The 25,901-nt window shown below is 53.4% G+C and carries 25 protein-coding genes; 11 read left to right on the top strand and 14 right to left on the bottom strand.

Features of this window, described 5'->3' with window-relative positions; all coding sequences use genetic code 11:
• Positions 1 to 118: 118 nt before the first annotated feature.
• Entirely contained in the window at positions 119 to 1,708 is a 1,590-nt protein-coding gene (locus AKG35_RS10545) for a 4-amino-4-deoxy-L-arabinose transferase (RefSeq protein ID WP_011131345.1), read from the bottom strand.
• 359 nt (positions 1,709 to 2,067) lie between these two features.
• Between AKG35_RS10545 and AKG35_RS10535 the strand changes: the two genes are divergently transcribed.
• From AKG35_RS10535 to AKG35_RS10520, 4 genes are all read left to right on the top strand, one after another.
• On the top strand, positions 2,068 to 3,810 hold the full coding sequence (locus AKG35_RS10535; protein WP_011131344.1) for an iron uptake porin: 1,743 nt from the start codon (positions 2,068 to 2,070) through the stop codon (positions 3,808 to 3,810).
• 148 nt (positions 3,811 to 3,958) lie between these two features.
• Positions 3,959 to 4,927, top strand: coding sequence for a cysteine synthase A (gene cysK, locus AKG35_RS10530; RefSeq protein ID WP_011131343.1), 969 nt, complete (start codon positions 3,959 to 3,961; stop codon positions 4,925 to 4,927).
• Between the two features lie 23 nt (positions 4,928 to 4,950).
• The gene (locus AKG35_RS10525; RefSeq protein WP_011131342.1) at positions 4,951 to 5,649 is read left to right on the top strand and encodes a J domain-containing protein; all 699 of its coding nucleotides are present in this window, start codon (positions 4,951 to 4,953) and stop codon (positions 5,647 to 5,649) included.
• Complete coding sequence (locus AKG35_RS10520; RefSeq protein ID WP_011131341.1) at positions 5,646 to 7,739, top strand: phospholipid carrier-dependent glycosyltransferase; 2,094 nt, start codon at positions 5,646 to 5,648, stop codon at positions 7,737 to 7,739. The genes AKG35_RS10525 and AKG35_RS10520 overlap by 4 nt, the downstream gene beginning before the upstream one ends.
• Here AKG35_RS10520 and AKG35_RS10515 read toward each other — a convergent pair.
• Positions 7,718 to 7,963: an NAD(P)H-quinone oxidoreductase subunit O gene (locus AKG35_RS10515; RefSeq protein ID WP_011131340.1), complete on the bottom strand. Its 246-nt coding sequence runs from the start codon at positions 7,961 to 7,963 to the stop codon at positions 7,718 to 7,720. The genes AKG35_RS10520 and AKG35_RS10515 overlap by 22 nt on opposite strands.
• Between AKG35_RS10515 and AKG35_RS10510 the strand changes: the two genes are divergently transcribed.
• Both AKG35_RS10510 and AKG35_RS10505 read left to right on the top strand, forming a co-directional pair.
• Entirely contained in the window at positions 7,962 to 9,281 is a 1,320-nt protein-coding gene (locus tag AKG35_RS10510) for a cation:proton antiporter (protein ID WP_080502870.1), read from the top strand. The genes AKG35_RS10515 and AKG35_RS10510 overlap by 2 nt on opposite strands.
• Positions 9,282 to 9,309: 28 nt before the next feature.
• The gene (locus AKG35_RS10505; protein ID WP_011131338.1) at positions 9,310 to 10,251 is read left to right on the top strand and encodes a TIGR01777 family oxidoreductase; all 942 of its coding nucleotides are present in this window, start codon (positions 9,310 to 9,312) and stop codon (positions 10,249 to 10,251) included.
• Here AKG35_RS10505 and AKG35_RS10500 read toward each other — a convergent pair.
• From AKG35_RS10500 to AKG35_RS10485, 4 genes are read right to left on the bottom strand one after another with little or no spacing between them, the layout of a single operon-like run.
• On the bottom strand, positions 10,193 to 10,462 hold the full coding sequence (locus tag AKG35_RS10500; protein ID WP_011131337.1) for a hypothetical protein: 270 nt from the start codon (positions 10,460 to 10,462) through the stop codon (positions 10,193 to 10,195). The two genes, AKG35_RS10505 and AKG35_RS10500, sit on opposite strands and share 59 nt — an antisense overlap.
• Entirely contained in the window at positions 10,459 to 11,670 is a 1,212-nt protein-coding gene (locus AKG35_RS10495; RefSeq protein ID WP_011131336.1) for a lipid-A-disaccharide synthase-related protein, read from the bottom strand. The genes AKG35_RS10500 and AKG35_RS10495 overlap by 4 nt, the downstream gene beginning before the upstream one ends.
• 1 nt (position 11,671) lies before the next feature.
• The gene (locus tag AKG35_RS10490) at positions 11,672 to 12,091 is read right to left on the bottom strand and encodes a hypothetical protein (RefSeq protein ID WP_011131335.1); all 420 of its coding nucleotides are present in this window, start codon (positions 12,089 to 12,091) and stop codon (positions 11,672 to 11,674) included.
• Between the two features lie 59 nt (positions 12,092 to 12,150).
• Positions 12,151 to 12,543 (bottom strand): HesB/IscA family protein, encoded by a 393-nt coding sequence (locus tag AKG35_RS10485; protein ID WP_011131334.1) that lies wholly within the window; start codon positions 12,541 to 12,543, stop codon positions 12,151 to 12,153.
• A 117-nt stretch (positions 12,544 to 12,660) separates the two neighbouring features.
• Between AKG35_RS10485 and zds the strand changes: the two genes are divergently transcribed.
• From zds to AKG35_RS10470, 3 genes are read left to right on the top strand one after another with little or no spacing between them, the layout of a single operon-like run.
• Positions 12,661 to 14,133 carry a 9,9'-di-cis-zeta-carotene desaturase gene (gene zds / locus AKG35_RS10480; protein WP_011131333.1) on the top strand — a complete coding sequence of 491 codons (1,473 nt, stop codon included), beginning with the start codon at positions 12,661 to 12,663 and terminating at the stop codon, positions 14,131 to 14,133.
• Positions 14,134 to 14,135: 2 nt separating this feature from the next.
• Positions 14,136 to 14,585, top strand: coding sequence for an SRPBCC family protein (locus AKG35_RS10475; RefSeq protein ID WP_011131332.1), 450 nt, complete (start codon positions 14,136 to 14,138; stop codon positions 14,583 to 14,585).
• Between the two features lie 28 nt (positions 14,586 to 14,613).
• Positions 14,614 to 15,081: a hypothetical protein gene (locus AKG35_RS10470; protein WP_052646196.1), complete on the top strand. Its 468-nt coding sequence runs from the start codon at positions 14,614 to 14,616 to the stop codon at positions 15,079 to 15,081.
• Here AKG35_RS10470 and AKG35_RS10465 read toward each other — a convergent pair.
• From AKG35_RS10465 to AKG35_RS10445, 5 genes are read right to left on the bottom strand one after another with little or no spacing between them, the layout of a single operon-like run.
• A complete protein-coding gene (locus AKG35_RS10465; RefSeq protein WP_011131331.1) occupies positions 15,032 to 15,865 on the bottom strand; it encodes a uroporphyrinogen-III synthase in 834 nt (277 codons plus the stop codon). The genes AKG35_RS10470 and AKG35_RS10465 overlap by 50 nt on opposite strands.
• The gene (locus AKG35_RS10460) at positions 15,862 to 17,145 is read right to left on the bottom strand and encodes a glycosyltransferase (RefSeq protein WP_011131330.1); all 1,284 of its coding nucleotides are present in this window, start codon (positions 17,143 to 17,145) and stop codon (positions 15,862 to 15,864) included. Before AKG35_RS10460 ends, AKG35_RS10465 begins: the two co-directional genes overlap by 4 nt.
• Complete coding sequence (locus AKG35_RS10455) at positions 17,108 to 18,757, bottom strand: glycoside hydrolase family 3 N-terminal domain-containing protein (RefSeq protein WP_011131329.1); 1,650 nt, start codon at positions 18,755 to 18,757, stop codon at positions 17,108 to 17,110. Before AKG35_RS10455 ends, AKG35_RS10460 begins: the two co-directional genes overlap by 38 nt.
• Positions 18,754 to 19,182 (bottom strand): 30S ribosome-binding factor RbfA, encoded by a 429-nt coding sequence (rbfA, locus tag AKG35_RS10450; RefSeq protein ID WP_011131328.1) that lies wholly within the window; start codon positions 19,180 to 19,182, stop codon positions 18,754 to 18,756. Before rbfA ends, AKG35_RS10455 begins: the two co-directional genes overlap by 4 nt.
• A gap of 2 nt (positions 19,183 to 19,184) precedes the next feature.
• Complete coding sequence (locus tag AKG35_RS10445) at positions 19,185 to 19,391, bottom strand: DUF751 family protein (protein WP_011131327.1); 207 nt, start codon at positions 19,389 to 19,391, stop codon at positions 19,185 to 19,187.
• A 640-nt stretch (positions 19,392 to 20,031) separates the two neighbouring features.
• Here AKG35_RS10445 and AKG35_RS10440 point away from each other — a divergent pair.
• Complete coding sequence (locus AKG35_RS10440) at positions 20,032 to 20,757, top strand: glutathione S-transferase family protein (protein WP_011131326.1); 726 nt, start codon at positions 20,032 to 20,034, stop codon at positions 20,755 to 20,757.
• A 36-nt stretch (positions 20,758 to 20,793) separates the two neighbouring features.
• Entirely contained in the window at positions 20,794 to 21,066 is a 273-nt protein-coding gene (locus AKG35_RS10435; RefSeq protein WP_011131325.1) for a chlororespiratory reduction protein 7, read from the top strand.
• Positions 21,067 to 21,460: 394 nt separating this feature from the next.
• Here AKG35_RS10435 and AKG35_RS10430 read toward each other — a convergent pair whose 3' ends face one another.
• The 3 genes from AKG35_RS10430 to tkt all read right to left on the bottom strand — a co-directional run bounded on the left by AKG35_RS10430 (position 21,461) and on the right by tkt (position 25,854).
• Entirely contained in the window at positions 21,461 to 22,564 is a 1,104-nt protein-coding gene (locus tag AKG35_RS10430) for a glycosyltransferase family 2 protein (RefSeq protein ID WP_041385237.1), read from the bottom strand.
• Between the two features lie 213 nt (positions 22,565 to 22,777).
• Complete coding sequence (locus AKG35_RS10425) at positions 22,778 to 23,710, bottom strand: UDP-glucuronic acid decarboxylase family protein (RefSeq protein ID WP_011131323.1); 933 nt, start codon at positions 23,708 to 23,710, stop codon at positions 22,778 to 22,780.
• A gap of 134 nt (positions 23,711 to 23,844) precedes the next feature.
• Positions 23,845 to 25,854 (bottom strand): transketolase, encoded by a 2,010-nt coding sequence (gene tkt / locus AKG35_RS10420; RefSeq protein WP_011131322.1) that lies wholly within the window; start codon positions 25,852 to 25,854, stop codon positions 23,845 to 23,847.
• Between the last annotated feature and the right edge of the window lie 47 nt (positions 25,855 to 25,901).

Here is a 25,901-nt window from a genome sequence, read left to right as displayed (position 1 = left end):
CTGTGTAGTGAGGTTGTTGTCGCGTTCGTTGTGGTTTCGCAGAACCGCCTAAAGGCGTTCTGTTTGGTGTTGTCGGCAGAATGCGTTTTAGGCAACGGTTGCCCTAGATCGAGGAACGTTATTGGTTTGGTGGGCCACAAAAAAGCAGGGCCCAGTCTTCCTTGTTTTTCGCAACCTTGCACTGCCGTTCCTGAGCCATGCTGCTGATTCGCTGGGGATTGCGCGTCAAGATCCATTCAGCGTCGGGAACAGCATCTAAGGAGCTGATGCGCTGGCCTGCATACCAGTTGAGGCTGGGCCTTTCATCATTCCCCTCGAGCACCACCTTCGCTCCCTTTGCTTGTGCGGCGAGTTGGGCGACAGGCTCAACGGGCCAATTCTCATTGAGTTCCCAGAGCCAGAGTGAGGAGCCCATTAATAGGTATAGAGCTGCGACGCTTCCAGCCACCATGCTGATTGCGCCCAATTTGCGTTTGGCATGGGTTGGGCGCAGCATCAGCCAGCCGCCGATACTCCAGCCCACCCCAGCAGCGAGTGCAATACCGCTATAGGGATAAAACTTGAGAACTCGCCCTGATGCGCCGATGAGCCCGAATAGAACAAGAGTGGTTCCTAGGGCCAGCCAGAGGAACGGAACATGTTTTAAAACTGCTGCACCAGGAGGATTTGTCACATCCTTCCTGTTAATGAGCCAGGCCAGTGGTGCTCCACAGAGCAGTGCAAATGGCAGCCAAAGGGGGTGGCTATACCAGGGGAGTTGGGTCTTAAGTGGCAGGATTGCAATGGCCAAAATGACCTGCGTGCCCAGTGCCCATTTGCCCCAACGGTTGTGTCGTTGACGCCAGGCCCAGGCCATTGCGAAGGGCCATAGCAATAGCCATGGCCAACCACCCTCCAGCAACTCAATGGCCGGGACTCTCCAGCCGAGGTCACTGCCTTCTCCAGCATCAAACAGGACGCGGCCTGCACCATCGCCTCCCCAGAGCCACAACGCTCCAGTTCCTCGATGTAAGCCATGCCAGAGGTGCCAGGTCAGACCAGGGATCAGCCCTACTGCAAACCAGCCTGTAAGTGGCCATCGCCACCATCGCCTGAATTCGCCACCCCAGAGGATAGGAATCAAGGCTGCTACTGCTGTTGGCAGCAGTAGAGGGGCTTTGAGCAGCAGCATGCCACTGCTGATGAGTCCTGCCCCCAGCGTTCGCCAGCGGTCCATTTGGCTGCGGTCGAGGCTTAAAATGAGTAACCACAACAAGGCCATGGCACTGAGTTGTGGACCATCGAGCATGGCTAGCCGACCATGTCGTACCACTGGCATCAGCGTTAGCAAAATTGCAGCTGTAGCAAGGCAGCTCGTTCGATCATTTGGTCTTAGATGCCATTGCACGAGCCCCCCTAAGGGAACAATCAGCGTCGATAGCAATGCCGGCGTCAGTCTCACCAGAGTGTTTGAGGGGAGCCATGTCAAAGAGGACCCGCCGTTGTTGTTGAGTTGTATTGCTGCAGCAACCAGCCAATGCAAGCCTGGTGGTTTGTTGAGGTAGGGCGATTCCCACAGGGTGGGTAGTAGAGCTTCTGGGCCTTGTTTTTGGCTTAACTCAAAGGCCACTCTGGCAACGATGCCTTCATCAAAATCGCGTAGGGGTAGATCTCCTAGCCCCACCAGTGCAAGCACGCATGCCACAAGCCACAGCAGTAGCAACCCCATAAGAGGTGATCTACGAATTAATGGCCTGTGATCAGCTGATGGCAAAAGCAATGGTTAGAGCTGGTAGGCGAACATGGCATGGGGATAAGTGATGAGCGCTATCGCCCAAATGTTCCTAGTGATTGGTCATTCACATTCTTTTTCTGCTTCAGTTTGGTTCAGTTCGCCAGTGCTGACTTCAGGGGGCAAGTCAGCGCTTGCCAGGACTAGAAGGGATGCTGGCTGGCATGGTTTGACTTGGTGTTTCTGATACCCACCATTGAAACCATTGATACATCTGTCACACCAAGAGGTGTTTAAACAGAGAGTAAGGGCCAACATCGAATCGGCGCATTGCGCCCATCCGTGTGAGGAACCTAATGAAACTCTTCCAGCAATTGCTGGTGGCACCTGCTGCTTTGGGCCTTATGGCACCAATGGCTGCTAATGCCGCAGACCTAGACATCAAAGGTGTGTCCGATTATTCGGCCTCCAGCGAGCAGGTCACCAGCATCTCCCAATTCCAAGATGTTTACCCAACCGATTGGGCTTACCAGGCGCTGAGCAACCTGATTGAGCGCTACGGCTGTGTAGCTGGCTATCCAAGCGGAAGCTACCTCGGCAACAGAGCAATGACCCGCTTTGAAGCGGCTGCTCTATTGAATGCTTGCCTCGATCGCATCACTGAAGTCACCGACGAACTGCGTCGTCTGCTCAACGAATTCGAGCAGGAGCTCGCAATCCTCAAGGGCCGTGTTGATGGGCTAGAAGCCCGCGTTGGTGAACTCGAAGCCACTCAGTTTTCCACCACCACCAAGCTTGTTGGTCAGACATCCTTCGTGATTGGCGCCAACAGCTACGGCGGTGACGCTAGACAAGGCTTCCGAGATGAGGTTTTCACCACATCCGCGTGGGCTGGCTCAAACTACCGCTCTGGAAAGGCCGGCGACGAGCGAGCTGATGAAGCTGCCGCTGCCTCTGGCGCGACCGTCTTCAACTACGACATGCGCCTTGAGCTGAATACCAGCTTCACGGGTAAGGATCTCTTGAAGACTCGTCTGCGCGCGGGCAACTTTGCCGAATCCCCCTTCGGCAGTAATGGCTATGTCGGCCTCTCAGCCATGGAAGTGGCTTTTGGAGAATCTGGTGACGAGAATGAAGTCACCGTTGATCGCCTCTGGTATCAGTTCCCACTCGGCGAAGAGTTCACTGCGACCATTGGTGGCATGGTTCGCCAGGACAACATGCTTGCCGTATGGCCAAGCAACTATCCTGCTGAAACTGTCATCGATTTCTTCACCTACGCGGGTGCACCTGGTGCTTATAACCTCGCCAAAGGTGGTGGAGCCGGTATCTGGTGGGATGACAACGACAGCGGTTGGAGCATTAGCACTAGCTATCTCTCTACAAATGCTGATGATGGCAACCCCAATACTGGTGGAGTTGCTACTGATGGTGCTGGCTCCAATGCAACAGCCCAAATCGCTTACGCCGATGAGCGTTGGGGTGCTGCTGCGGCCTACAACTACGCCTCCACTGATAATGGCGTAGGTTTGTATGCTGGAAATGGCACACCACTTGCTAATGACATTCAAGGCTTTGGAACTACCAACTCCTTTGCTTTAAGCGCTTGGTGGGCTCCAGAAAATACCGGTTGGATGCCAAGCGTCAGTGCTGGTTGGGGTATTAACTCCGTAAGTAGCAACAGCAACTCCGGCAACACACAGGTGCTGGGCGTTGACACTGACGACATCTTAGATAGTGCTACATCTCAATCCTGGTATGTAGCTCTTCAGTGGGAAGATGCATTCATCGAGGGCAATGTCCTAGGTGTTGCAGGAGGTCAACCCACCTTCGTGACCAACCTTAATTGGGACGGGAAATTCGAAGATGCGTATAAGAAAGCATACGGCGAAGATCCAGATGACAATGTTGCTGATGGCAACTATGCATTTGAACTCTGGTACAAGTTCCAGGTTACAGACAACATTTCTGTGACTCCTGCCGTGTTCTATCTCAGCCGTCCTTACGGTGAGCTGACTGATGGCTCACTTACCAAAGGCGGCGAAGACGACACCTTTAGCAACTTTGGTGGTTTAGTTAGAACCACATTTAAGTTCTGATCAATTGGCCCAACAATATGTTGGGCCATTACTACTACCCCTCACAATCTCGATCAATTTCAGCCCTCCGGAAACGGGGGGCTTTTTCATGGCTTGATCCCCATCGCTTTGTTTGGATGGGTCCGTGGCTCTCCCTTCACTATCGTTTATGCCCATTGCTGCGGACATCACGGCCCTGGTTGGCCGAACCCCAATAGTGCGGCTGAATCGCTTGCCACAGTTGAGTGGTTGCCATGCGGAGGTGCTGGCCAAGTTGGAAAGCTTCAACCCCACTGCCTCGGTTAAAGACCGCATCGCGGGGGCCATGATTCAAGCAGCGGAGGAAGCTGGAACCATTGCTCCGGGGCGCACCGTGTTGGTGGAACCCACCAGTGGCAACACTGGGATCGCCTTGGCCATGGTGGCTGCCGCCCGAGGCTATCGCCTCATTCTCACCATGCCGGACACGATGAGTACAGAGCGTCGCGCCATGCTTAGGGCCTATGGCGCTGAACTGCAACTCACCCCAGGCAGCGATGGAATGACTGGTTCCATTGAGTTGGCAAAGGAGTTGGTGGCAACCATCCCTGAGGCTTATCTGCTGCAGCAGTTTGATAATCCTGCGAATCCGCAGGTGCATGAGCGTACAACCGCAGAGGAGATCTGGAATGATTGCGAGGGGCGGTTGGATGGTCTGATCACTGGAGTAGGAACGGGGGGCACACTCACAGGTTGTGCGCGTTTGCTCAAGCAACGCAATCCAAGCCTGCGAGTGTTTGCGGTAGAGCCAGCGTTAAGCCCTGTTTTGGCAGGCGGGAGCCCTGCTCCCCATCGCATTCAGGGGATTGGTGCTGGCTTCATTCCTAGCGTTCTTGATCTCTCTTTGATCGATGAGATCCTGCCGGTCTCTGATGACGACGCGATGGAGATGGGTCGGCGCTTGGCGAGGGAGGAGGGCTTGCTAAGTGGGGTAAGCAGTGGCGCTGCTGTTGCGGCTGCACTGCAAGTGGGTAGTAGGGCTGAGATGGTGGGCAAGCGTCTTGTTGTTGTCTTGGCAAGTTTTGGTGAGCGTTATCTATCAACGCCGATGTTTAGCGCTGCTTCGGCGGTGCCGGCGCAGCGTGATGGATACCTTTGATGTCTTCAAAGCCGCTGGCTGCTATGGCTGCAGATCCTTACCAGGTGTTGGGAGTAACCTCCACCGCTAGCTCGGCTGAGATCAAGGCTGCCTATCGCCAGTTGGTGAAAAGGCATCACCCTGACGCTGGTGGGGATGAGCAGGAGATTCTTGCGCTCAATGCAGCTTGGGAGGTTTTGGGGGATTCAGAGCATCGACGCGCCTATGACCGCATAAGAACGCATGGTGTTTTAGTTGCTGACGAAGCGCATCAGCGTGGCGTTCGCAATGCTCGTGCTAGTGCTGCTGCTCGAGCGACCAAAGGCCAGGCAGCAGCAGCAGATGAGGCTCTTTTGCAGTGGATCAAGCAGGTTTATGTCCCAATTGATCGATTGTTGGGGCAAGTGATCAATCCTTTTCCTGCTCAGTTTCGTTCTCTTTCGGCTGACCCTTACGACGATTCGTTGATGGAGGTCTTTTGCACTTACCTGAAAGACAGTAGCAATCGGATTGAAAAGGTGAATAGCCTTTATCGAGCTTTGCCTATCCCTGCGTCCGCCCAAGGTTTTGGCTTGAGCTTGTATCACTGCCTCTCCCAAGTAGAAGACGCTTTGGCCGAGTTGGAGCGCTACACGATGGGCTATGTCGATAGTTATCTCCACGATGGTCGAGAGATGTTGCGGGAAGCCAAAAAGCGGCGTTTACGCTTAAAGGAGGAACGCCGTCGGCTGGAGATTTCGTGAAAGCTGCCTGGCGCTTTTGGTCGTTTATTGCTCTGATCTGGTTGCTGTCTACGGGCATCGATCGGATCTGGTGGCATCACTACGCCAGCATTCCCTCTTGGGATCAGGCCGATTATCTCAACAGCGCTCTTGATCATGGACGGGCATTAGGCCTGTTACCAGGAGGCCAATGGCAGGGATGGAACGCTTTACTCGACCTTTCTCCCAAAATTCCGCCCTTGGCTTCGCTGGTGAATGGCACTGTGATGGCAGTGGCTGGTGATGCTCCGGAGCAGGCTGCTTGGAGCCTTAGCTTTTGGCATGGGCTGCTCCTTGTTGCTGTTGCGGCATGGGGGTTGCGTTTGCGTGGGCAGGGGATGGCATTGCTTGCCGTTGTCTTTGTTGCCATGGCTCCAGCCTTGTTGGAGTTGCGCGCGGATTATGTGTTGGAGATGCCGCTCACTGCTGCAGTCACCTTGGCGTTATGGCGGCTGGGGTGTTGGTGGGATCCACAGCGAGGTGGACGTTGGGTACAGGCCCTTTTTGCTGCGGCTGCTTGTACGGCGGCACTTTTGGTAAAGCAAAGCGCTTTGTTGGTTTTGCTTCCGGCGCTGTTATGGGCCAGTTGGTGTGCCTTATGTCGTACCAATCGCACCCGATTTCAGCTGCTGGCAGGTGTGGGTGTGTTTTTGTTCGGCGTGGGCCCTTGGTTACGTCACAACTGGATCACAACGCTTGGAGGAACCAATAGGGCCGTGATCGAATCGGCGGCTAGGGAAGGGGACCCTTCTCTATGGACCCTTGAAAACTGGCTTTGGTATCCACGTTTGTTGCCGGCGCAGTTAGGCCCTGTTCTGCTCATCGTTGGCCTCAGTGGTTGTGTGCTCTGGTTGGGTATTCACTGCCGCAGCCTTGGATCTTCAACACAGAGAGCAGTGTCTTCTGATGATCCACTGGCTTGGCGTTGGCTGATCGTGACTCTGCTGGCTGGTTGGTTGTTCACCAGCCTCAGTCCGAATAAGGGTGATCGATATATCACTCCACTGCTCCCACCATTGCTTTTGTTGCTTGCTAGGGGTTGGTGGCAATGGGGGTTGTGGGCGAAGCGTCGCTGGCTGAAGGGCTCCTGGCTGATTTTGCCTACGACCCTCTTGGCGGGGTTGTTGGCCATCCTTCCTTCAGCTTTGTCGGCTCAGATCACTCGTTTGTCAGAGCGCCACAAGGGGCCTGTGGAGGCCATTGTCCGGGCGGCTGGAGGCGCTGATCCCAATGGCTTGCCCACCACAATCATCGTGGTGCCCAGTACTCCGGATCTCAATCAGCACAATGTCAGTTATTTCGGTCGCAGACGGGGTGGACGATTGGTAGGTCGCCAGCTTGGTAGTAGTGCAGGTGATGTGGAGCCGGTGCTGCAGCAGGCTGAGTGGGTTGTGCTTGCAGAGGGAGATCAGGGCTCAGTTCGAGACACTGCGGCACGCCTTGATCAGGCTGTTCGCAGCAGTGGTGTATTTGTTGAGCTGCGCCGTTTTTCACGGCAATCTGGCGGCAGCTATTCCCTTTGGGCACGCAGTTCTGGGGCTCCTAGGGCAGCAAGCTTTGCTGAGCGTTTTCCCTCTCTGGCCCAGGGGTTGGCGAAGGGACCTCAAGGGCTTGAGCCAGTCTTTGCTGCGGTCTCTGTCGAACATATGTTGGATGGCCATTTCAGTTATCGAACTGAAGTGCGAGAAGCCGCAATGCGGCGTTTGCTTGATAATCCTGTTGATACCGATGCCCGCTGGACATTGGCGCTTTTGGCAGTGTTGGCGAATCGCCCTGTTGAGGCAGCGACTCAATTCGCCGTCTTGGAGAAACGACTACCAGAGAGTCCTTGGCCCAGTGTTTATCGCAGTGGGGTGATCCTGGCGGGCTTGAATCCCTGGCAGGCATCAGCTGTGGCTGATAGAGCCCAGCGCAAGCATCCCAATGATCTATTGGCCGGTCTTGGTGATCTCAGTGGGGTTTTGGCAGGAGCTTTGTGGCGTTTGCCTGCGGCCTCAGGCTCGATCCCTAAGGCTGTGGAACAGGTTGAGGAAGCGCTAAAGCCCTCTTCTCATGAGAAGGGTTCCAGCTGATCGATCCTTAGCCACACGTCCGGAACAGGCATGCGCCAGCGCACTTGCCCATAGCCCTCTTTGACGGCCAGCAGTTCACCTGGACCTTCGAAAATGTAGTCGGGGGGAGAAGGATCACTGGCCGCTGCTTCAGTGCTGCTGCTAAAGGCGTGCCTATTGACCCGAACAAGGGCTCCTTTTTTGAGGGCTGCCGTGGCCTTTGCTGGTGCAGATGTTTCGGCCATGACGTGGTTTTCTCTAAGACTCAGGCTAGAACCTCCTCAGGAACACCAACATTCTGATTTGGGTCATTCACTCGCCCTCTATTTTTTGGCCTTCGGAGCTCTGTTGCTTGTAGCCGTGCTTCTCGATGACATGGCGGCTCGCGTGAGGGTTCCGGGGATCCTGATGGTGCTGATTCTTGGTTTGTTGGTTGATAACCATTTGACTGTGGCTTCGGATGCGGCTGATGCGCTCCCTCCCTTGCTTTCCTTGGTCCACGCAGACCAAATCACGCAGGCAGCACTTGTTTTAGTGCTTTTCTTCGGGGGGCTCACGACGAATTGGGCAGAGATGCGCTCTGTGATCCCATCGGCCCTAAGGCTGGCAAGTTTTGGTGCTTTATTCACAGCCCTTCTGATCACCTTGGCGATGCTTGGATTTGGCTTGGCCGAAGGGAGTGCTGGTTGGGTGGTGTTGTTCCCGCAGGCTTTGTTCGTGGGCGCGATGTTGTCCAGTACGGATGCATCTGCGACCTTTGCTCTCTTGCGGCCTCTCGCTGGACGCCTACCTAAGCCTGTTTTGGACCTGATTGAGACGGAGTCGGGCTTCAACGACCCTGTCGCTGTGGTTTTGGCAGGGGTGGCAATGGCTTTGGCAGGCGGGGAGGGTGTTGCTCCGGCTGCTTTGGTGACTGTGGTGTTACGTCAGTTTCTGTTGGGCATCTTGCTTGGCTTTCTCGGGGGGAGTCTCACCACTCAGGTGCTCGGTAGTCGTAGGTCTCTAAATACCAATTCCATGTTGCCAGTTGTGAGTCTTGCTTTGTTGATGGTGCTTGCAGGTGGAACCACCTTGATGGGTGGCAGTGCCTTGTTGGCTGCTTATGTGGCGGGGCTTGTGCTCGGCAATGGTTCAAGCACCGATCAGTTGGTGCTTGCGGAGGCCCATTCCAGTTTTGCAAAAATGGCTGAACTGCTTTTGTTTCTTTGTATGGGGCTGGTGGTTTCCCCTGAGGACGTTGTTCGAGCAGCTGGCGGAGCATTCCTACTGTTTCTCTTAATGCAGGTGGTGCGTTGGTTGATTGTTCACTTTCTGCTCTTACGCAGCTCATTTTCGTTAGGGCAGCGGACGTTTGTGTGCTGGGCTGGCCTGCGTGGTGCGGTGCCTATTGCTTTAGCGATTCAGGTCTGGGCTTCGTCGTCGGTGAGTTGGGGAAAAACCATGCCTCCCCTCGCCCTGGCGGTGGTTTTGTTCGGATTGTTGTTCCAGGGGTTTGCTTTAGTGCCTATTGCAAATCGCCTTGGGCTAGCTAGTCCACTGAAGGCTCCGCTCTCAGCCCCTTAGTCTCGCGGCCAATGCCGTCAGTTCTTTTATGCGCCTTCTACTTGTTGGTTGCACAGGTTTTGTCGGCCGTGAGCTGGTCCCCCAGTTGTTGGCAGCCAAGCATCAGTTGATCTTGGTCAGTCGCAAGGCTGCCTCTGGGTTCGATCAAGAGCGCCAGGCAGGGCAGTTGGAGTGGCTGCAGATCAATCCGGCGGATCCAAACAGTTGGCTTGATGGCCCACTACTGACTGCCTTGGCCCAAGTAGAAGGAGTGGTGAACCTGGCCGGAGAACCTATCGCTGAGCAGCGCTGGACAGCTGCTCATTGTCAGAAGCTGGAGTCGAGTCGTTTGGACACAACCAGGGCATTGGTGAAAGCCATGAGTCAACTCAAGACACCACCAAGAGTGCTCTTGAATGCCTCTGCAGTGGGCTATTACGGCACCAGTCCAGATGGCTACTTCACGGAAAAGAGTCCTTGTGGACAAGATTTCCTCGCTCACCTTTGTGAGCGCTGGGAGGCTGCAGCTGCTGCTAAACCGTCTGCTACCAGATTGGTAGTAGTGCGTATTGGCATCGTTCTAGGGCCCGACGGAGGGGCTCTAGGCAAGATGCTGCCAGTGTTCAGGCTTGGTATTGGTGGTCCGGTGGGCAGTGGCCTTCAGTGGATGAGTTGGATTCATCGCACTGATCTGTGTCAGTTGATTGAAAAGGCTCTTAAGGAACGGGCTTGGTCCGGTGTGGTGAATGGGGTTGCTCCTGAGCCTGTCCCTATGGCTTCGTTCGCGGAGGTTCTCGGCAAGACTCTTGGTCGTCCAAGCCTCTTGCCGGTTCCAGGTCCGCTCCTCAAAATCTTGCTTGGGGATGGCGCTCGTGTCGTCCTTGAGGGTCAACAGGTGGTCTCAGAACGACTTGCAGGGTTGGGTTTCAGGTTTAAGTATCCCGATCTATGCCAGGCCTTATCCGCAGCCACCATGCCCACACCCCATTGATGAGGGCAGCGGTCATTAACAGGCTGATGGCGGGCAAAAATAGGGGCATCCAGAGTTGCTGAAACAGTCCTATTGGTTTCTCCACTCCCTGGCTTGCGGCCAGGATCGCTGTGACAAACCAGAGTGCTCCGGCAATCACTAGGAACACATCGATGATCAGCAGTCGGTCCAACCACTGTTTCCATTGGGGATCGGCAGAAGGAGTTGTCATTGATGTCTTTCAGTGAGCATGTTTGTAATGGCTTGGGCTAATCGTTGCCCGCCACCTGCCACCCCGAGTCTTTGCAAGGCCTGCTTCTGGCATTGTTGTTGCAGGTCAGGGTCCGCTTGGCTGCGTTTCAATAGCTCCAGAGTCAGTTTGGCAGTGTTCTGCAGGTTGAGCGCTTCGCCAGGCTTCCCACCAGCACAAAACACAGTGGGCCCGAGTAGTCGGCGCTGAGCTTCTGCGAATGCGGCGGTGAATTGGGGCCCCATCCCTGGAAGTTGTAGCACTGGCTTAGCGAGTCCTACCGCTTGTTCAGTCGCCGTGCCCGCCATGCTGATCAGGAGGTCGCTGCTCTGAAGGACCGCAATGAAACAGTTGCGTTGCAAGGTGATGTGTCGTTGACCGAGCACAAGCTTGGTGCGTGTTGCGTTGCCAATACCAGGTTGCATTTGCCAGCCTTTTTGAGCGACTAATTGAGCCAGGCTGCTGTCGTCTAGAGCTGGGACCAGTGCAAGATCTAGGCTTATTTCATCGCAGGCTAGTAGTTGTTCTGGAAGATTTTCCACCATCGCCAACAGCAACAGCAGGTTGTGTTCTAGTTCTGGGAGGCGGCTGCCAGGCAGAAGTCCTAGGCGATAACGGCAGCTTGGTAAGGGTGCTTGAGGTGTGAGGACTGGATCCATAAAGGGATTGCCCAGAAAGCTCACTGGGCGTTGAAGTTGAGCCGTGAGGTCTGTTGCGGTGAGCTCGTCGCGGCTGTAAACACCCAAAAACCGCTTACTTTTCAGACAGCTGCCACAAGGCCAAGGCAATCGCAGCCGACCTTCATAGTGACTGGAATAAGCCACTAGGTAGATCGCGACGGGACGGCAGCTAAGCCAAGCTGCCATCACAGGGATCACATCGCCAATCACCACCAGCAGGTCGTAGTGGTCTGCCACCTGCAACAAACGTCCCAGGCGCCTTAGGAGATAGAACACTTGGCCTTGTAGCAGTTCAGTCAGCCTGCCTCGAAGACTGGTGTATCCAAGCCCGCCTGTGCTGAATGCTTTGGCCTGTCCAAGGATTTTGATTCCTGCCTCGGTATAGGCATGACCATGACCGACCAAAGGCAGGGCCTCTAGTTGATGGCCGAGGTTGAGCAGGGTTTTGCCTAGTAGGGCACCGGAAAGGTCTTCCCCGTGTCCATTACTCAACAGCAGCAGCTTCGCCAAATCAGAGCTCCAGCCAAGCCTTTACTTTCTTCAAAGCATGCCAATTTGGTCTGCGAAGTAACCCATCGGCGATTGAGTCCTTGAGGTCTTTTGCAAACTCCGGTGCAACAGCAAGAATTTTTTGCACCATGTCGATTTGATCTCTTACACCCTTGGAGTTGGTTTCCAGCAGGGCCAGGCTGAGGTTGATACGAGCTTGGGGATCCTGGGCGTTGAGCTTTACCGCAGTGCGCGCGCTGCGCAGGGCCTCATCGGGTTGAGCATTTAGAAGCTGTAGCCAGGCTAGGCATGTCCAGCCAGCCGCTTGATTGGGCGTCGTTGCTGTGATGGTTTTGAAGTCTTCGATCAGCTCACTGGCTTCAGCTCCGGACTGATACCGGGCCATGGCTGTTTCGAAGAGGTTCTCGTTGGTGGACGCCATCTGATGCAGCAGAACTGCTTAGGTCTCTTCAGATTCCCACGGAGCGGTGGCCATTGACTTCAGACAGCGAATGAGCTGCCGCAACCGCAGGTTTGGCTGGCGTTGGGATTGGTGAAATTGAAGCCGCCGCCAATCATTTCAGTGCTGAAATCCAATTGCATCCCATAGATGTACAGCAGGCTCTTGGGATCACAGATCACACGGAAACTTGCGCCATCGGTTGCGGTGTACTCATAGACCTCATCACCCTCTTGGATATCGGCTGAGGGGACAAAATCCATGGTGTAGCTCATGCCGCTGCAGCCGCCCGAGCGCACGCCTACTCGCAGTACCTGATCATTCCCCTTCTCAAGGCAGAGCCTGGCCAACTGCTGCATAGCTGTGTTGGTGATTTGGATGCCTTTGCCGTCAGTCGCTGTGTGGTGGGTTGCAGGATGAGTGGTGCTGGTCATTCAGTGCTGGCACAGACCTCAATTCATTTTATGGAGGGATGTCTCTCGTTGCACTATCCAATGCAGTCAACCTATCCGCCATATTTATAGAGTCGGAAGGATTTTTGTAGGAAGCGCGTGCGGGTCGCCATTGTGGGCGCTGGGCTTGCCGGATTGGCTGCAGCGGTTGATCTCGTTGATGCCGGTCATACCGTGGATCTCTACGAAGCTCGGCCGTTCATTGGTGGCAAGGTTGGTAGTTGGGAAGATCCAGATGGCAACCATGTCGAAATGGGGTTGCATGTTTTCTTTTTCAATTACGCCAATCTTTTTGCGCTGATGCGCAAGGTGGGTGCCATTGACAATCTGCTGCCAAAGGACCACACCCATTTGTTCGTCAATCGTGGTGGTGATCTTCGATCTCTTGATTTTCGTTTTGCGCTAGGGGCTCCTTTTAACGGTCTCAAGGCATTTTTTACCACTCCTCAGCTGAACTGGATCGATAAATTGCGCAATGCCCTTGCTCTGGGAACGAGTCCCATTGTTAGGGGCCTGGTGGATTACGAGGGGGCCATGAGCACAATCCGTGCTCTCGATGCAGTGAGTTTTCAACAGTGGTTTCTCAGTCATGGCGGCAGCCTGCAGAGCATTCAGCGCATGTGGAACCCGGTTGCCTATGCCCTTGGCTTTATTGACTGTGAGGCGATCTCTGCCCGTTGCATGCTCACCATTTTCATGATGTTTGCAGCTCGTACGGAAGCATCCAAGCTGAATTTGCTTAAAGGCTCCCCTCATCGTTGGCTTACCGCGCCGATTCTTGATTACATCCAGGCAAGGGGTGGTCGTCTTCATCTCCGCCATCGTGTTCGTGAGGTGCACTTTCGCGATGACGACGTTCCCGTGGTTACCGGGCTCAGCCTTGGCACACCAGAAGGGGATGTCATGGTTGAAGCTGATTGCTATTTGGCCGCTTGCGATGTGCCAGGCATTCAGCGCTTGCTTCCTGAAGCATGGCGTAAGTTCCCCCAATTTGATGACATCTACAAGCTCCAAGCCGTGCCAGTCGCCACCGTGCAGCTGCGTTACGACGGCTGGGTGACTGAGTTGGGTAATGACCCCATACACGAGGCTGCACGCAGGGATCTTCGGAGTCCTGTTGGCTTGGATAATCTTTTGTATACAGCTGATGCAGATTTCAGCTGCTTTGCGGATCTGGCTTTGGCGAGTCCTGAGGACTATCGCCGGGAGGGTCTGGGCTCTTTACTCCAATGTGTACTCACTCCTGGTGACCCCTGGATTTCTAAATCCGTAGAGACGATCGTTTCGCACACCGATGCTCAAGTGCGTGAATTGTTCCCTTCGTCTCTTTCTCTCAAGCTGGTGTGGAGCAACGTCGTCAAACTTGCTCAGTCTCTTTATCGAGAAGCCCCAGGGATGGAGCCTTATAGACCAGATCAGTGCACGCCTGTCAGTAATTTCTTTTTGGCGGGGAGTTATACCCGCCAGGATTACATCGACTCAATGGAGGGTGCCACGATGAGTGGCCATTTGGCTGCGGCGGCGATCCTTCATCAACCAGCGATGTTGGCCACCAATGAGGCGGTGGCTTAACGATGGGACGCTGGCTTGAACATACAGTTTCTAGCGATATCAATGCTCCCGTTGAGCAGGTATGGGCTGTATGGATGGATCTCGAGGCCATGCCTCGCTGGATGAACTGGATTGAATCTGTCAAGACTCTTGATGATCCGAGTCTCACTGATTGGACCTTGGCTGCTCAGGGCTTTCGTTTCCATTGGCAGGCAAGGATCAGCAAGCAGGTTGAAGGCCAGCAGTTGCAATGGGAATCCATAGGAGGGCTACCTACGAAAGGTGCTGTGCGTTTCTATCCGGAGAGCGAGAACCGTACAGCTGTGAAATTGAGCGTTACTTACGAGTTACCGAGGCCCTTGGCACCCTTGATGGAACCGAGCATCCTGGGAGGGATTGTTACTCGTGAGCTCCAGGCCAATCTTGACAGATTTAGGGATCTTGTGGAAAGCGGTTACTGCGTTTCTTCCTGAGTGCTCGAGGACAGCCGCCTGGCGGCTGATGAGTGGATTGATCCTGCTCACGGTTGCGCTAACGGGATGCAGTACCGATCGCTCCACTACCGAGAAGTTGGCTACAACACCGCGATCGGCTACGGATAGTTCTGAGCAGCTTTTGATGCCGATTGATCTTTCTGATCGGCTCACGCCACTGCCTTCGGCCATAGAGGTTCAGGATCGAGTGGTTGCAGGTCGAAGGGATCCTTTTCAACCGCTTGTTGGCTCAACGACTTCAAATGGCTTCATCCTGAAAGGTGTCCTGGTTGTTGGCGGGCAGCAGCGGGCATTGGTTCAAACATCAGATGGATCAGGAGCATTGTGCGTGGGGCCTGGAGGTCGTTGCCCCGGTCAGGTTGAGGCGGACCAGCTGTTACCGCCAAGCTGGTCGCTGCTATCGATCGACGTTCAGCGCGGGTGCATCACCTTGAGCCAGGGGGGCAAGTCTCAGCCTCCGACCTGCATGCTTTAACACAAGCACTGATAAGCCCCTCAAGGTTGTGGGGATCGGCTTCTTGATCGACCCTTCCAAAATGCTGCTCACAGCTGAGGCTTGTCTGGGGGCCGATGGAGATGACTTTGACTGTTTCAAGTTGCTGTAGCCAGTCGCTGCCAAAACGATGGCTGAGCAAACTTGCTGTGTGTGCAGCGGTCTTGCCGCTGCTGAAAGCAATTGCATCCACATTGCTGTTTGCGAGGGCTGTGGCCGTGTCATCCGGGATTGCTTCTGGGCAACGGGATTCATAAGCTGCCACTTCAATCACGTGTGCTCCGCTTTCCCGGAAGGCTTCTCCCAGAATGGTGCGGCCACCGCTCTGCACTCTTGGCAGCAGCATTTTCAGTCCAAAGCCTGACACTGGGAAATGATTGATCAGGCTGTCAGCCACAAAGTTGGGTGGAACAAAATCAACAGCAGCTCCTAGGTGTTCAAGATATTGGGCTGTTTTGCGGCCTACTGCTGCAAGTTTTAGTCCCTTGGGACGATTGGCAAGAGATTGGCCGATCCGCTGCAGCCGTTCTTCAACGGCCCGTACTCCATTGGCACTGGAGAACACCAACCAGTGGAATGTCTTGATGTCGGCTAAGGCATCATCGAGGGGTTGCCAATCGTCGGGTGGGCCAATTACAAGAGCGGGCAGATCCAGAACGTTTGATCCAAGGGCATGAAGCTGACTCCGAGCCTCACTCTGTTGCTCCTGGGCACGGGTCATGATGATTGTGCGGCCATGAAGGGGAGCTATGGGTTTGCTGCTCATTTCTCTTCCTCATTCAGTTTCACAATGCCTGCTACCTGATGGCGCAGCCCTTCGCTTTCCTTGCTTCGTCCTTGACGGTGCAGCAGCGTAATCGCCTTGTTAAAGCTGTTGCGGGCACCATTGATGTCCCCAGCGACGAGCATCGCGACCGCATGATTTTGGTGGGTCTCAGCATGTTCAGGATTAAGTTGCTTCGCTTGTTCGTAGGCGTATAAGGCTTCTACAAGATTGCCTTGGCGACGCTGCATTAATCCGAGGTTGTACCACGCCAGAGCGACTTCCGGGGCTTGTTGGGTAGCGGTGGTGGTGAGTGCGATGGCTTCATCCAGTTGCTCTTGTTGCATGAGCAGGGCTGCCAGGTTGAGGCGAGCTCCCAGGCTCACTCTGATGTCCATGGGTAGAGCCACGGCTTCGCGGTAGGCGGTGACGGCTCCTTGGGGATCGTCTTGGGCAAGGGCAATGCCTAGGTGCAGAAGAAGTTCGTAGCGTTCGATCGGATTGGCATTCGTGTTTTCGTTCTGCTTTAGGCCTTGCCGCAAGAGTTGGATGCCGCGCTCTTTTTGCCCTTCGTCCACCTCGAGAGCGCCGAGCTTTGCACAGGTATATGGATCGCCTGGATGCTCAGCCAGCCAGGCCTCCATTGCTGTCCTCAACCGTTGGGATTTGTTGCTGCTTTGGAGTAGATCTGGCCGGTAGCCTTCGTGGAACAAAGTCGGCTCAAGGTAATCGACGATGCGCCAATGGGGTTCTTCGCTGAGCAGATCCCTCACGCTGTCGTCAATCATGGAGTGGTATGGGCGGCTCCAGTGGATTCGCGGGTGTCGGCGGAACAGACGGCTGACGTTGGAATAAGGGGACATCGTTGCTCCCTGCTCAAAGCGCAGCAGGTTTATAACCAGAACATCTGGCTGAGCCATCAAGTTTTGTAGGCCTGAGATGGCCTCAGCGCGTAGTTGTTCATCGGCATCAAGAACAAGGACCCAATCCCCCGTGATCAGGTTCAGGGCGGCATTACGGGCTGGGGCAAAGTCCCCTGGCCACGGCAGGTGCTCTATTCGTGCACCGGCGGCTTCAGCTATGGCCACTGTTGCATCCGTGGACCCCGTGTCGACTAGCACGATTTCGTCTACGAACCCTTTCACGGACGCCAGGCAGGCTCCCAGGCGACTCTCTTCGTTGCGTACGACCATCGAGAGGCTGAGCATTGGAGCTGGTTCGTAGGTTGGCTCGAGGATATAGACGTCAGTCAGTGAAGTCTTGGAACAGCGGCGTTTGGGCACTTGATTGCACCTGCGCTGGTTGTAGCAGGCAGGTAAGAACCTGGCGCTGCGCTTCAGGCATCTGACCAGGGCTGTAAGCCGCGGGGATGCCGATATTTAACACTTCAATCAGCTCATCCCAGATGTAAGGACTGCCGTAGACAACTAGGCCTGCGAGGCGTTTTTGCTGTTGGAGTTGCTTGACGGTTGCCACCCATGGCTCGTGGCGATCCTGGTCGCCACGGAAGGGGTTCCCGCGTAAGAAAAGTTGCAGCATTACTGGGCCGATGCCCAATCGTTCTAGAGCTAAAGGCTGATCTCGGTCGTCTTGCCAGGGAGAGATCCCTAGGGGGTGATAGAGCAAACTTTGAAACCCAGCTTCAGAGGGCAGTACGAGTGCTGGGGCCGTGGCTGTGAGTACCGAGCAGGGCAAGACTCCATCCACCCGCAGGAGATTGATGCCTGACTCAGTTGGGGTGACCGGTCCTGGATGGTGGATTTTTAGCGATGCAGTCACCAGTTCTCTGGCGAGAGCACGGTCTTCATCTCGTTCCAGGGGTTTGTCAATGCTTGTGCTGTCTTTGAGGGCCAGCTTTGCAGTGGAGGTACCAACTTTTTGTAAGGCTTCTCTCCGGCGCTCTTGGGAGGCGTGCAAACGTTGCATTGGAATTTGGCCCGACTGGAGGGCCTCGCATAGGGCCTCGATAGCGTCATCTGCGTTCTCGGGCATTAAAATCAGATCAGCTCCGGCGGCAAAGGCCATCACGGCGGCTTCGCCAGCGTTATAGGACTGAGTGATTGCTCGCATGACCAGGGCATCGGTCACGACCAAGCCCTCGAACTTGAGTTGGCGGCGTAAAATGTCTTGGAGAACAGCTGGGGACAGGGTCGCCGGAGAGGAGGCGTCGAGGTTTCGCATCAATAGATGGGCCGTCATGATGCTGTCGATGCCGGCTTTCATGACGGCCTGGAAAGGCACGAGTTCAAGCTCCATAAGCTGGCGGAGGTTGTCATCCAGTACAGGCAACTGCAGATGGGAATCCATTCCCGTATTGCCATGACCTGGGAAGTGTTTGGCGCATCCCAGCACACCTTCTGCTGCAAGGCCTTGTTGGAAAGCACAGGCCAAAGAAGAGACGGTGGCAGTGTCTTCTCCCCATGCCCGCACATTGATGACAGGGTTGGCTGGGTTGTTGTTGACATCGCAGACGGGTGCTAACACCCAGTTGAGTCCGCAGCGTCGAGCTTGGTGTCCTGTGCAGCGGCCGTAGCGCTCGGCCAGATTGGCAGCACGACGTTGGTCTTCTTGATAGAGCCGTCCAAGGGCCATGGGCGGTACGAGCCAAGTACCGCCTTCAAAGCGTTGACCGACACCCTCTTCCACATCGGCACATAACAGGAGGGGTGCTTTCGCCCATTGTCTAAGTTTCTTGCAGCGATGCCTTATTTCGTTGCTTGTGCCGCCCAGCAAAATCACACCGCCCACACCTTCAGCGAGCAGACGTTTGAGCTCAGCGTTGCTTAGTTCCCATTTTGGATAACGGCGTTGATCATCGCTGGCATGACCACTTGCTCGCACCACCAGCAACTCAGCGACTTGACGTCGAAGGGGGCTCTGGATCGGCGGGCTCACGTTTTGTTGACAGTTGTTGTCTCGTAAGTCGTTGGTTGATCACTCTCTGATTGCACTTCTCCAAGGGTTTCTCGCTGTTGTTCCAATTGCTCAAGAAGGTTCAATACCGAAGTTCCCTTCTCGATTCCGCGATCCAAATGAAAGTGCACTTCAGGTGCACGTCGCATCTGCAATCTGCGGCCAAGCTCGCCTCTGAGGAAACCACTGGCGGCTTCTAGACCCTCTAGCACTTCAGAGCGTTGGATCTCTTCGCCGTAAATGCTCACAAAAATCTTGCAGTGCTGTAGATCGCCGGAGACTTCCACATTCGTAATACTCACCATGCCCTGATGCACCCGTTCGTCGCGGATGCCATGGATGAGTAATTCGCTTGTTTCTCGGCGGATTAGGGCAGCGACCCGCTCCACTCGTCGCCCAGGTGCCATATCTATGTCAGTGATGTTGGATACACCATGGCATGCATGATTAAGACAATGCTGATCAATCCACTTATTAGGGCTCCAATGATGGCTATTGCTGTCACGGGATTACTGCGTCGCTTGGCGAGTGGCTCGATGTAGTTGTTGAGCAAACCAAGACAGAAGGCGATGAGGTATCGCGGATAGCGTGACAAGTTGAGAAATAACTCTCTCATCTTCAGTTATTGCAGAGGGTTTTTGGGAAAGGGGTTAGCCCAAAGTGAGGATGAAGCTACTTCTGAAGTCACAGATCAGCTGAGAGCGAAGCTTGCCTGTATCGTGCATCCTCAGTGTGACCAGTTATACGACGTTAGTTTAGTGAGGCAGAAGTCACTGCGGCAGTTCCTTTGAGAGACCGCAGAGCAGCGCCTTAGGGCTTGCTGTTGCCTCTATTGCTTAGAGCGGTGAGCGGGGGGCTCAGATCTCAGCCCAGTTCGTGCGGCCATTCTGGTGATAGTCGTAGCCAGTGTTGCTCCAGAAAAGGCAATTGGTGAAGCCTTTAAAGCGGAAGAAATCTGGAACACTTCTCTTCGGCGCGCAGTAAACTTCTGTTGATTTATTGCTCAGCATCCACCATTTGCGGTTGCTAAATTGAATTATTTGCCTAGAAGAAACTGTATGATTGGTGTCTTAAAATACAGCCATTTTGCTATCTTTTAAAGTCAATTGTATTGACTTGGCTTGATTGAATCTGTATACAACACCTCTTTTCATTTTTTACTCTCAGCCGAAAGTGAAATGCGATTATTGCCCTCTTTGCCTTAGCGGGCTTTTGACGCTGTTAGCTACTCTGCCGTTCTTTTGGCAGAGCAAACGATGATGGAACTGCATCAATTCCGCCATTCCGCCTTCTGTCTCAAGGTGCGGATGGTCTTGCAGGCCAAGGGTTTGACTTACCAGGTGGTGGAAGTTACCCCCGGGTTAGGACAGCTCAACGTGTTTCGCTTGTCAGGTCAGCGTCAGGTCCCGGTACTTGTCGATGGCGATGTTGTTTTGGCAGATTCCAGCACTATTGCTCGACATCTAGAGGCTAAGCAGCCGGAACCACCCCTCATTCCGGTTGATCCACAGCAGGCCGCGCAGGTGTACTTGATTGAAGATTGGGCTGATACGACATTGGCGCGGGCAGGCCGGTCAGCTTTGTTGCAGGCTGCTGCCTTGGATTCTGAGTTGCGTTTAGCTCTTCTTCCAGAAGATTTGCCAACTCCCTTGCGTCAGGTCATGGGAGATCTCCCTGGGGGGTTGTTGAACGGTGCCTCTGAGATCATTGGCAAGGCAGAGAGGGTTGAGTTATTAACGAGCCTCGAACAATTGGCTGATTTGATGCAGAAAAGGTCCTGGCTAGTAGGAGATGCGATGAGCTTGGCTGATTTAGCTGTAGCCGCTCAGATTTCTTTAATGCGTTTCCCAGCCTCGGCTGGGGCAGCACTTGCCGGTAAAGGTGTGTTCGGCCTGAGTGATCACCCGCGGCTGCAGCCCTTATTCCACTGGAGGGATCAGCTTGAGTTGTCATTGCTTGAGAAGGATGACTCAGCCCGATGAGCCTTGCTTGAACATCGATCCAGAAATGGCTGTCTAATGTCTGATCCCTTGATTCGTGATTCTGATCACTACGTCGTTTTGGAGCCTGGCCAGTCTGAGCGGCTTCTGAGCGCTGCTGACACACTTGTTTGGTTGCAGACTTGGCTCCAGAGTTTGGATGTCTTGCCAGAGGATTTGCAGAGTCAGAACTCACTCGTTGCAGCGGCCCAGCGGTTGCTTGATACTGCTTGTGAGCTGGAGGTGGGTCAAGGTCTCTGCCTGCAGTGGTTTGCGGTACGCCTGGAACCTCCTGGATCTGTTCAAGGTTGAGTTCATTTGGATAGGTTTAGTGTGCTTTGACAAGATGTTGCTGAACTCCGATGCAATCGTGCAGGCATTACGTATCGAGAAGACAAACTCAAGCCAAGCTCTCTTTAACATCATTAGCCTTGAAAGCATCACTTATAATTGTTCTATTTCGCGATTTTTTTAAGGAGCACTACGATGTTAATCTAGAGTTGAATGCATATTAGCCAATTGATCATTTCTCGATCTGCTGACTGAAGGAAGTATTCTGTAAATGAAAATCTGTCTCGAGAGGATATAGAATGGCTGGAGACTATGTTGAGTCATGCGAGATAGATCCATCACATCAATTGCAAGTCTGCAATGGCATTGTCCTAAAATATTTTTGTGTCACTAATGAAGAGCAGAAGTTATATGGCTATGGAGTATTCCAAACAAATTTGCTGCTTGCCACATAGTTCCAAGTAAATGCAAAGATGATGCCAAGCAGTTGTGCGATCAGCTCGTTGGAAGAGATGTGCTCGTAATAAGCAGATGCCAATCCAATATTGGCCAAGAATGGTAAAGAGGAAACAAGTAAAAACTTTGTAAGGCCCTTTATTAATTTTAAACCATTAAGACGTGCAAACCTAAAAGTCAAAATATTGTTGATTAAGTAGTTGGATGTTGCTGCTAATATGACAGCAATAGGCAGAGAGGACTGAAAGGAATAGCTAAGTGTATTGGTAAGAATGAAAACACTAAATAGCTGTACAAAAACACCACTTAGGCCAACGAGTGCAAAGCTTATTGCTCGACGAGGAATAAGCTTTAAGCTGATTGAATGTAGAAATGATAATAAGAAATCCCATGCGACTGCGATATCCAGTTTAGAGCTACCATGAAGCCTTTTCTCGAAGATCAGGGGTACCTCGCCAACTAATAAGGCTCCATTGCTTTTGGCTAGTAATTCATATAAGAACTTAAAGCCATTGACATCAACAGAGCGAATGATTGGCATGGCCTGCTTCAAGTCGACTGCAAAAAATCCACTCATGTAATCAGTTAGATAGCGATATCTTTTTGAGAGACTTTTTTTGGCAAGAAAGTTTGCAAAAGTAGAAGCGCTTTCGCGATCATTGGTGAGACCATTGATTACAGATCCTTGAAGAAATCTGCTGCCAACAACAAGGTCTAAGTCTTTATCTCTTAGATGACTTATTGCTTGTTTGATGACTGACGTAGGATGTTGACCATCGCAATCCATGACAAGAGCATATTCATGGCAAGCATTTAAGAGCCCTTCTTTGATAGCGCTGGAAAGGCCACTTCTGCCTACTCGCCTAACTAATCGGATAAATGAATATTGACGAGCCAATGCCAATACCACCTCAGAGGTTCCATCTGGCGAATCATCGTCTACAACGATAATCTCTAACTTGCATTGCAAGGATAGATTAATGATTGATTCGATGATGGTGCAAATATTATCCCTTTCATTGAAAGCAGGTAGTATTATTGATAGGCTGGCAGTCTCTGCCATCTCAAAGCATTGGTTCATCACTTTCTATTTTAACATCCTTAGATGCTCTGCAAGGCAAGCCCCTGTAGAGCATAGATCAATATTTTCTTTAGTGCTTGTCTGTTGTTGGACCCGTGTTATCCTTGATAGTTTATTTTGGCAAATGGGATTGTCTGGTTGATGGATAATGTTTGAATTTGCCTCGGCCAGGATAAATTCTATTGCTTAATTATTTTATAGTTGCTTGCGAAACCAGTCGATCGTTCTTGTTAGTCCATCTTCAAGTTGAATCAATGGTTCCCAGTCCAGTTCTTTTTTTGCTAAGTCGATTATTGGCTGGCGTTGCATTGGATCGTCTTGAGGCAAGGGCTTTGAGATTAAAGGCAGATTGGGTTGGATGCTATTGCGAACTAACTCTGCTAGTTGGCGAATCGTGAATTCACTGGGGTTGCCGATGTTAATGGGTCCAGTTGTATCACTGTTCATGAGGCGCAACATGCCTTCAATGAGATCATCCACATAACAGAATGAACGTGTTTGTAGGCCATCTCCGTACAGGGTTAGTGGTTCACCACGTAGTGCCTGCATGATGAAGTTGCTCACCACCCTGCCGTCATCGGGCAACATTCGGGGGCCATAAGTATTGAAGATGCGCATCACTCTGATCTCCGTGGCATGGATGCGCTGGTAGTCGAAGCAGAGTGTTTCTGCGATTCGCTTTCCCTCGTCGTAACAGCTGCGAATCCCGATTGTGTTAACGCAGCCGCGATAACTTTCTGGCTGGGGATTAATTTCTGGATCGCCGTAAACTTCGCTGGTGCTGGCGAGTAGTAGGCGTGCGCCTACTCTGCGTGCGAGGCCAAGCATGTTGTAGGTACCAAGAAAACTGGTTTTGGCTGTTTTAATCGGATTAAACTGATAGTGAACCGGTGATGCAGGGCATGCCAGATGCCAGATCCGATCAACTTCGAGCTTGATTGGTTCGGTGACATCATGTCTGATTAATTCGAAGCGTGGATGCTCGATCCATTGCGCAAGATTGACTTTGCGCCCAGTGAAATAGTTGTCGAGGCAAATCACTTCCTCATCCGCCTGCATGAGCCTGTCGACTAAATGCGAACCAAGAAAACCAGCGCCTCCGGTAACAAGATTGCGAGTCGGTTGCAAGGCGTCAGTGTTAGATATTTAGATCTGAGTCTAGGCGGAGATGTCTGCTCACTTGATATCAATAACAAAGCTCCGCACCTGTAGAGATGCGGAGCAGAAACGGGGCTTGCTAGAGCTATTGATTCACTTGCAGATCAATTCAGCAACGCTTTTGACTTCGCTACCACATTCTCTACGGTGAAGCCAAATTTCTCCATGCATGTGCCACCTGGTGCAGAAGCGCCAAAGCTGTTCATGGTCACACTGTCGCCATCAAGGCCGATGTACTTGTACCAGCCAAATGATTCGGCGGCTTCCACCACGATGCGCTTGCGTACAGCGTTTGGCAGCACCTCTTGTTTGTATGCGCTGCTCTGCTCTTCGAAAAGTTCTACGCAAGGCATCGAGACCACGCGAATCTTGTGGCCTTCAGCACTGAGTTGCTTGGCGGCTTGCACGCAAAGGTCAAGCTCTGTGCCTGTACCGATCAGGATCAGATCAGCTGTGCCTTCGCAATCTTCCAGCACGTAGCCGCCGAGAGCGACATTTTCGATGGATGAATTGGCTTGGTTGGCCATGCCCTGACGGCTCAGGCAAAGAGAGCTGGGGCGTTTGCGATTCTGGATGGCTACTTTGTACGCTCCGCTGGTCTCATTACCATCTCCGGGACGGAACACCAGCATGTTTGGCATGGCGCGCAGGGAGGGAATGGTTTCGACCGGTTGGTGGGTAGGCCCATCTTCACCGACGCCGATTGAGTCATGGGTGAGTACGTAGATCACGCCAAGCTCACTTAAGGCTGAAAGGCGCATTGATCCGCGCATGTAGTCAGCAAAAACCAGGAAGGTTCCGCCGTAGGGGATTAGGCCACTGTTGTGGTAAGCGATGCCATTGAGGATGGCGGCCATGGCGTGCTCGCGCACACCGAAATGTAGATAACGCTTTTCGGGTGTTTCCGGTTGGAAGGAGCCGGTTTCACCTTTGATATCGGTGTAATTGGAGTGAGTGAGGTCGGCAGAGCCGCCGATGAGTTCCGGTAGGTTTGGGCCGAGAGCGCCCAGGCAGATCTGGGAGTGCTTACGCGTTGCGAGGCCGCTGTCTGCAGGGGTATAGGTCGGTAGATCTTTTTCCCACCCCTTGGGAAGCTCACCGCGCAACATCCGCTCGAATTCAGCTGCTTCATTTGGGTATTGACTTCTGTAGTTGGCGAGTGCTTGATTCCACTCAGATTCAAGGCGAGCGCCTTGATCGATGGCCTTGCGGTATTGGTCGTAGGCCTCTTGGGGAATTTCAAAAGGGCCATAGTTCCATCCCAGTTGTTGGCGAGTGAGAGTGGCTTCTTCTTCGCCAAGGGGGGCCCCGTGCACGCCGGCAGTATCGCTTTTGTTAGGGGAGCCGTAACCAATGGTGGTGGTCACCTTGATAATCGAAGGCTTATCGGTCACGGCCTTGGCGGCAGCGATCGCCTTGGCGATGGCATTCACGTCGGTGTCGCCATTGGCGACATGTTGTACATGCCAGCCATAGGCCTCGTAGCGCTTGAGCACGTCTTCGGTGAAGGAAACGTCTGTGCGGCCGTCGATCGTGATGTGGTTGTCGTCGTAGAGGGCGATCAGTTTTCCTAGCTTGAGGTGGCCGGCAAGGGAGCAGGCCTCCGAGGCAATACCTTCTTGGTTGCAGCCATCGCCCATCACCACGTAGGTGTAGTGATCAACGATCTTTGCTTCGGGTTTATTGAATTTGGCCGCAAGGTGAGCTTCAGCGATCGCAAGGCCAACGGCATTAGAGATCCCAGCACCAAGGGGGCCTGCGGTGACTTCGACTCCAGGGGTTTCAAATGTTTCGGGATGTCCAGGAGTGCGGGAGCCCCATTGGCGGAACTGCTTGATGTCCTCGATGCTTACCGAGTCATACCCGGTGAGATGCAACAGCGCGTAAACCAACATGCAGCCGTGACCTGCTGAGAGGACAAAGCGGTCGCGGTTGAACCACTGAGGATTCTTGGGGTTGTGATGCAGAAATTGGTCCCAGAGGGTGTAGCCCATGGGGGCACAGCCCATGGGAAGACCAGGGTGGCCGCTGTTGGCCTTGTTGACCGCATCGACGGCCAGCATGCGAATGCTGTTGATGCAGAGCGTGTCTAGGGAAGCAGTCGCAGCGACCATGGTGTTGAGATGGGATAGCAGGGAGTCTGAAGGATGGAGGCGGTAGA

The sequence above is a fragment of the Prochlorococcus marinus str. MIT 9313 genome, from assembly GCF_000011485.1.
GTDB lineage: Bacteria > Cyanobacteriota > Cyanobacteriia > PCC-6307 > Cyanobiaceae > Prochlorococcus > Prochlorococcus marinus_D.
Note: the sequence above shows the minus strand (reverse complement) of the source record. Positions and strands in the feature narration are given on the sequence as shown.

Excerpts from the sequence above, each read along its gene's own strand:
- AKG35_RS10545 (WP_011131345.1), bottom strand. The coding sequence starts at position 1,708 with ATGGGGTTGCTACTGCTGTGGCTTGTGGCATGCGTGCTTGCACTGGTG.
- AKG35_RS10535 (WP_011131344.1), top strand. The coding sequence starts at position 2,068 with ATGAAACTCTTCCAGCAATTGCTGGTGGCACCTGCTGCTTTGGGCCTT.
- cysK (WP_011131343.1), top strand. The coding sequence starts at position 3,959 with ATGCCCATTGCTGCGGACATCACGGCCCTGGTTGGCCGAACCCCAATA.
- AKG35_RS10525 (WP_011131342.1), top strand. The coding sequence starts at position 4,951 with ATGGCTGCAGATCCTTACCAGGTGTTGGGAGTAACCTCCACCGCTAGC.
- AKG35_RS10510 (WP_080502870.1), top strand. The coding sequence starts at position 7,962 with ATGACGTGGTTTTCTCTAAGACTCAGGCTAGAACCTCCTCAGGAACAC.
- AKG35_RS10515 (WP_011131340.1), bottom strand. The coding sequence starts at position 7,963 with ATGGCCGAAACATCTGCACCAGCAAAGGCCACGGCAGCCCTCAAAAAA.
- AKG35_RS10505 (WP_011131338.1), top strand. The coding sequence starts at position 9,310 with ATGCGCCTTCTACTTGTTGGTTGCACAGGTTTTGTCGGCCGTGAGCTG.
- AKG35_RS10500 (WP_011131337.1), bottom strand. The coding sequence starts at position 10,462 with ATGACAACTCCTTCTGCCGATCCCCAATGGAAACAGTGGTTGGACCGA.
- AKG35_RS10490 (WP_011131335.1), bottom strand. The coding sequence starts at position 12,091 with ATGGCGTCCACCAACGAGAACCTCTTCGAAACAGCCATGGCCCGGTAT.
- AKG35_RS10485 (WP_011131334.1), bottom strand. The coding sequence starts at position 12,543 with ATGACCAGCACCACTCATCCTGCAACCCACCACACAGCGACTGACGGC.
- AKG35_RS10475 (WP_011131332.1), top strand. The coding sequence starts at position 14,136 with ATGGGACGCTGGCTTGAACATACAGTTTCTAGCGATATCAATGCTCCC.
- AKG35_RS10470 (WP_052646196.1), top strand. The coding sequence starts at position 14,614 with ATGAGTGGATTGATCCTGCTCACGGTTGCGCTAACGGGATGCAGTACC.
- AKG35_RS10465 (WP_011131331.1), bottom strand. The coding sequence starts at position 15,865 with ATGAGCAGCAAACCCATAGCTCCCCTTCATGGCCGCACAATCATCATG.
- rbfA (WP_011131328.1), bottom strand. The coding sequence starts at position 19,182 with ATGGCACCTGGGCGACGAGTGGAGCGGGTCGCTGCCCTAATCCGCCGA.
- AKG35_RS10445 (WP_011131327.1), bottom strand. The coding sequence starts at position 19,391 with ATGAGAGAGTTATTTCTCAACTTGTCACGCTATCCGCGATACCTCATC.
- AKG35_RS10440 (WP_011131326.1), top strand. The coding sequence starts at position 20,032 with ATGATGGAACTGCATCAATTCCGCCATTCCGCCTTCTGTCTCAAGGTG.
- AKG35_RS10435 (WP_011131325.1), top strand. The coding sequence starts at position 20,794 with ATGTCTGATCCCTTGATTCGTGATTCTGATCACTACGTCGTTTTGGAG.
- AKG35_RS10430 (WP_041385237.1), bottom strand. The coding sequence starts at position 22,564 with ATGGCAGAGACTGCCAGCCTATCAATAATACTACCTGCTTTCAATGAA.
- tkt (WP_011131322.1), bottom strand. The coding sequence starts at position 25,854 with ATGGTCGCTGCGACTGCTTCCCTAGACACGCTCTGCATCAACAGCATT.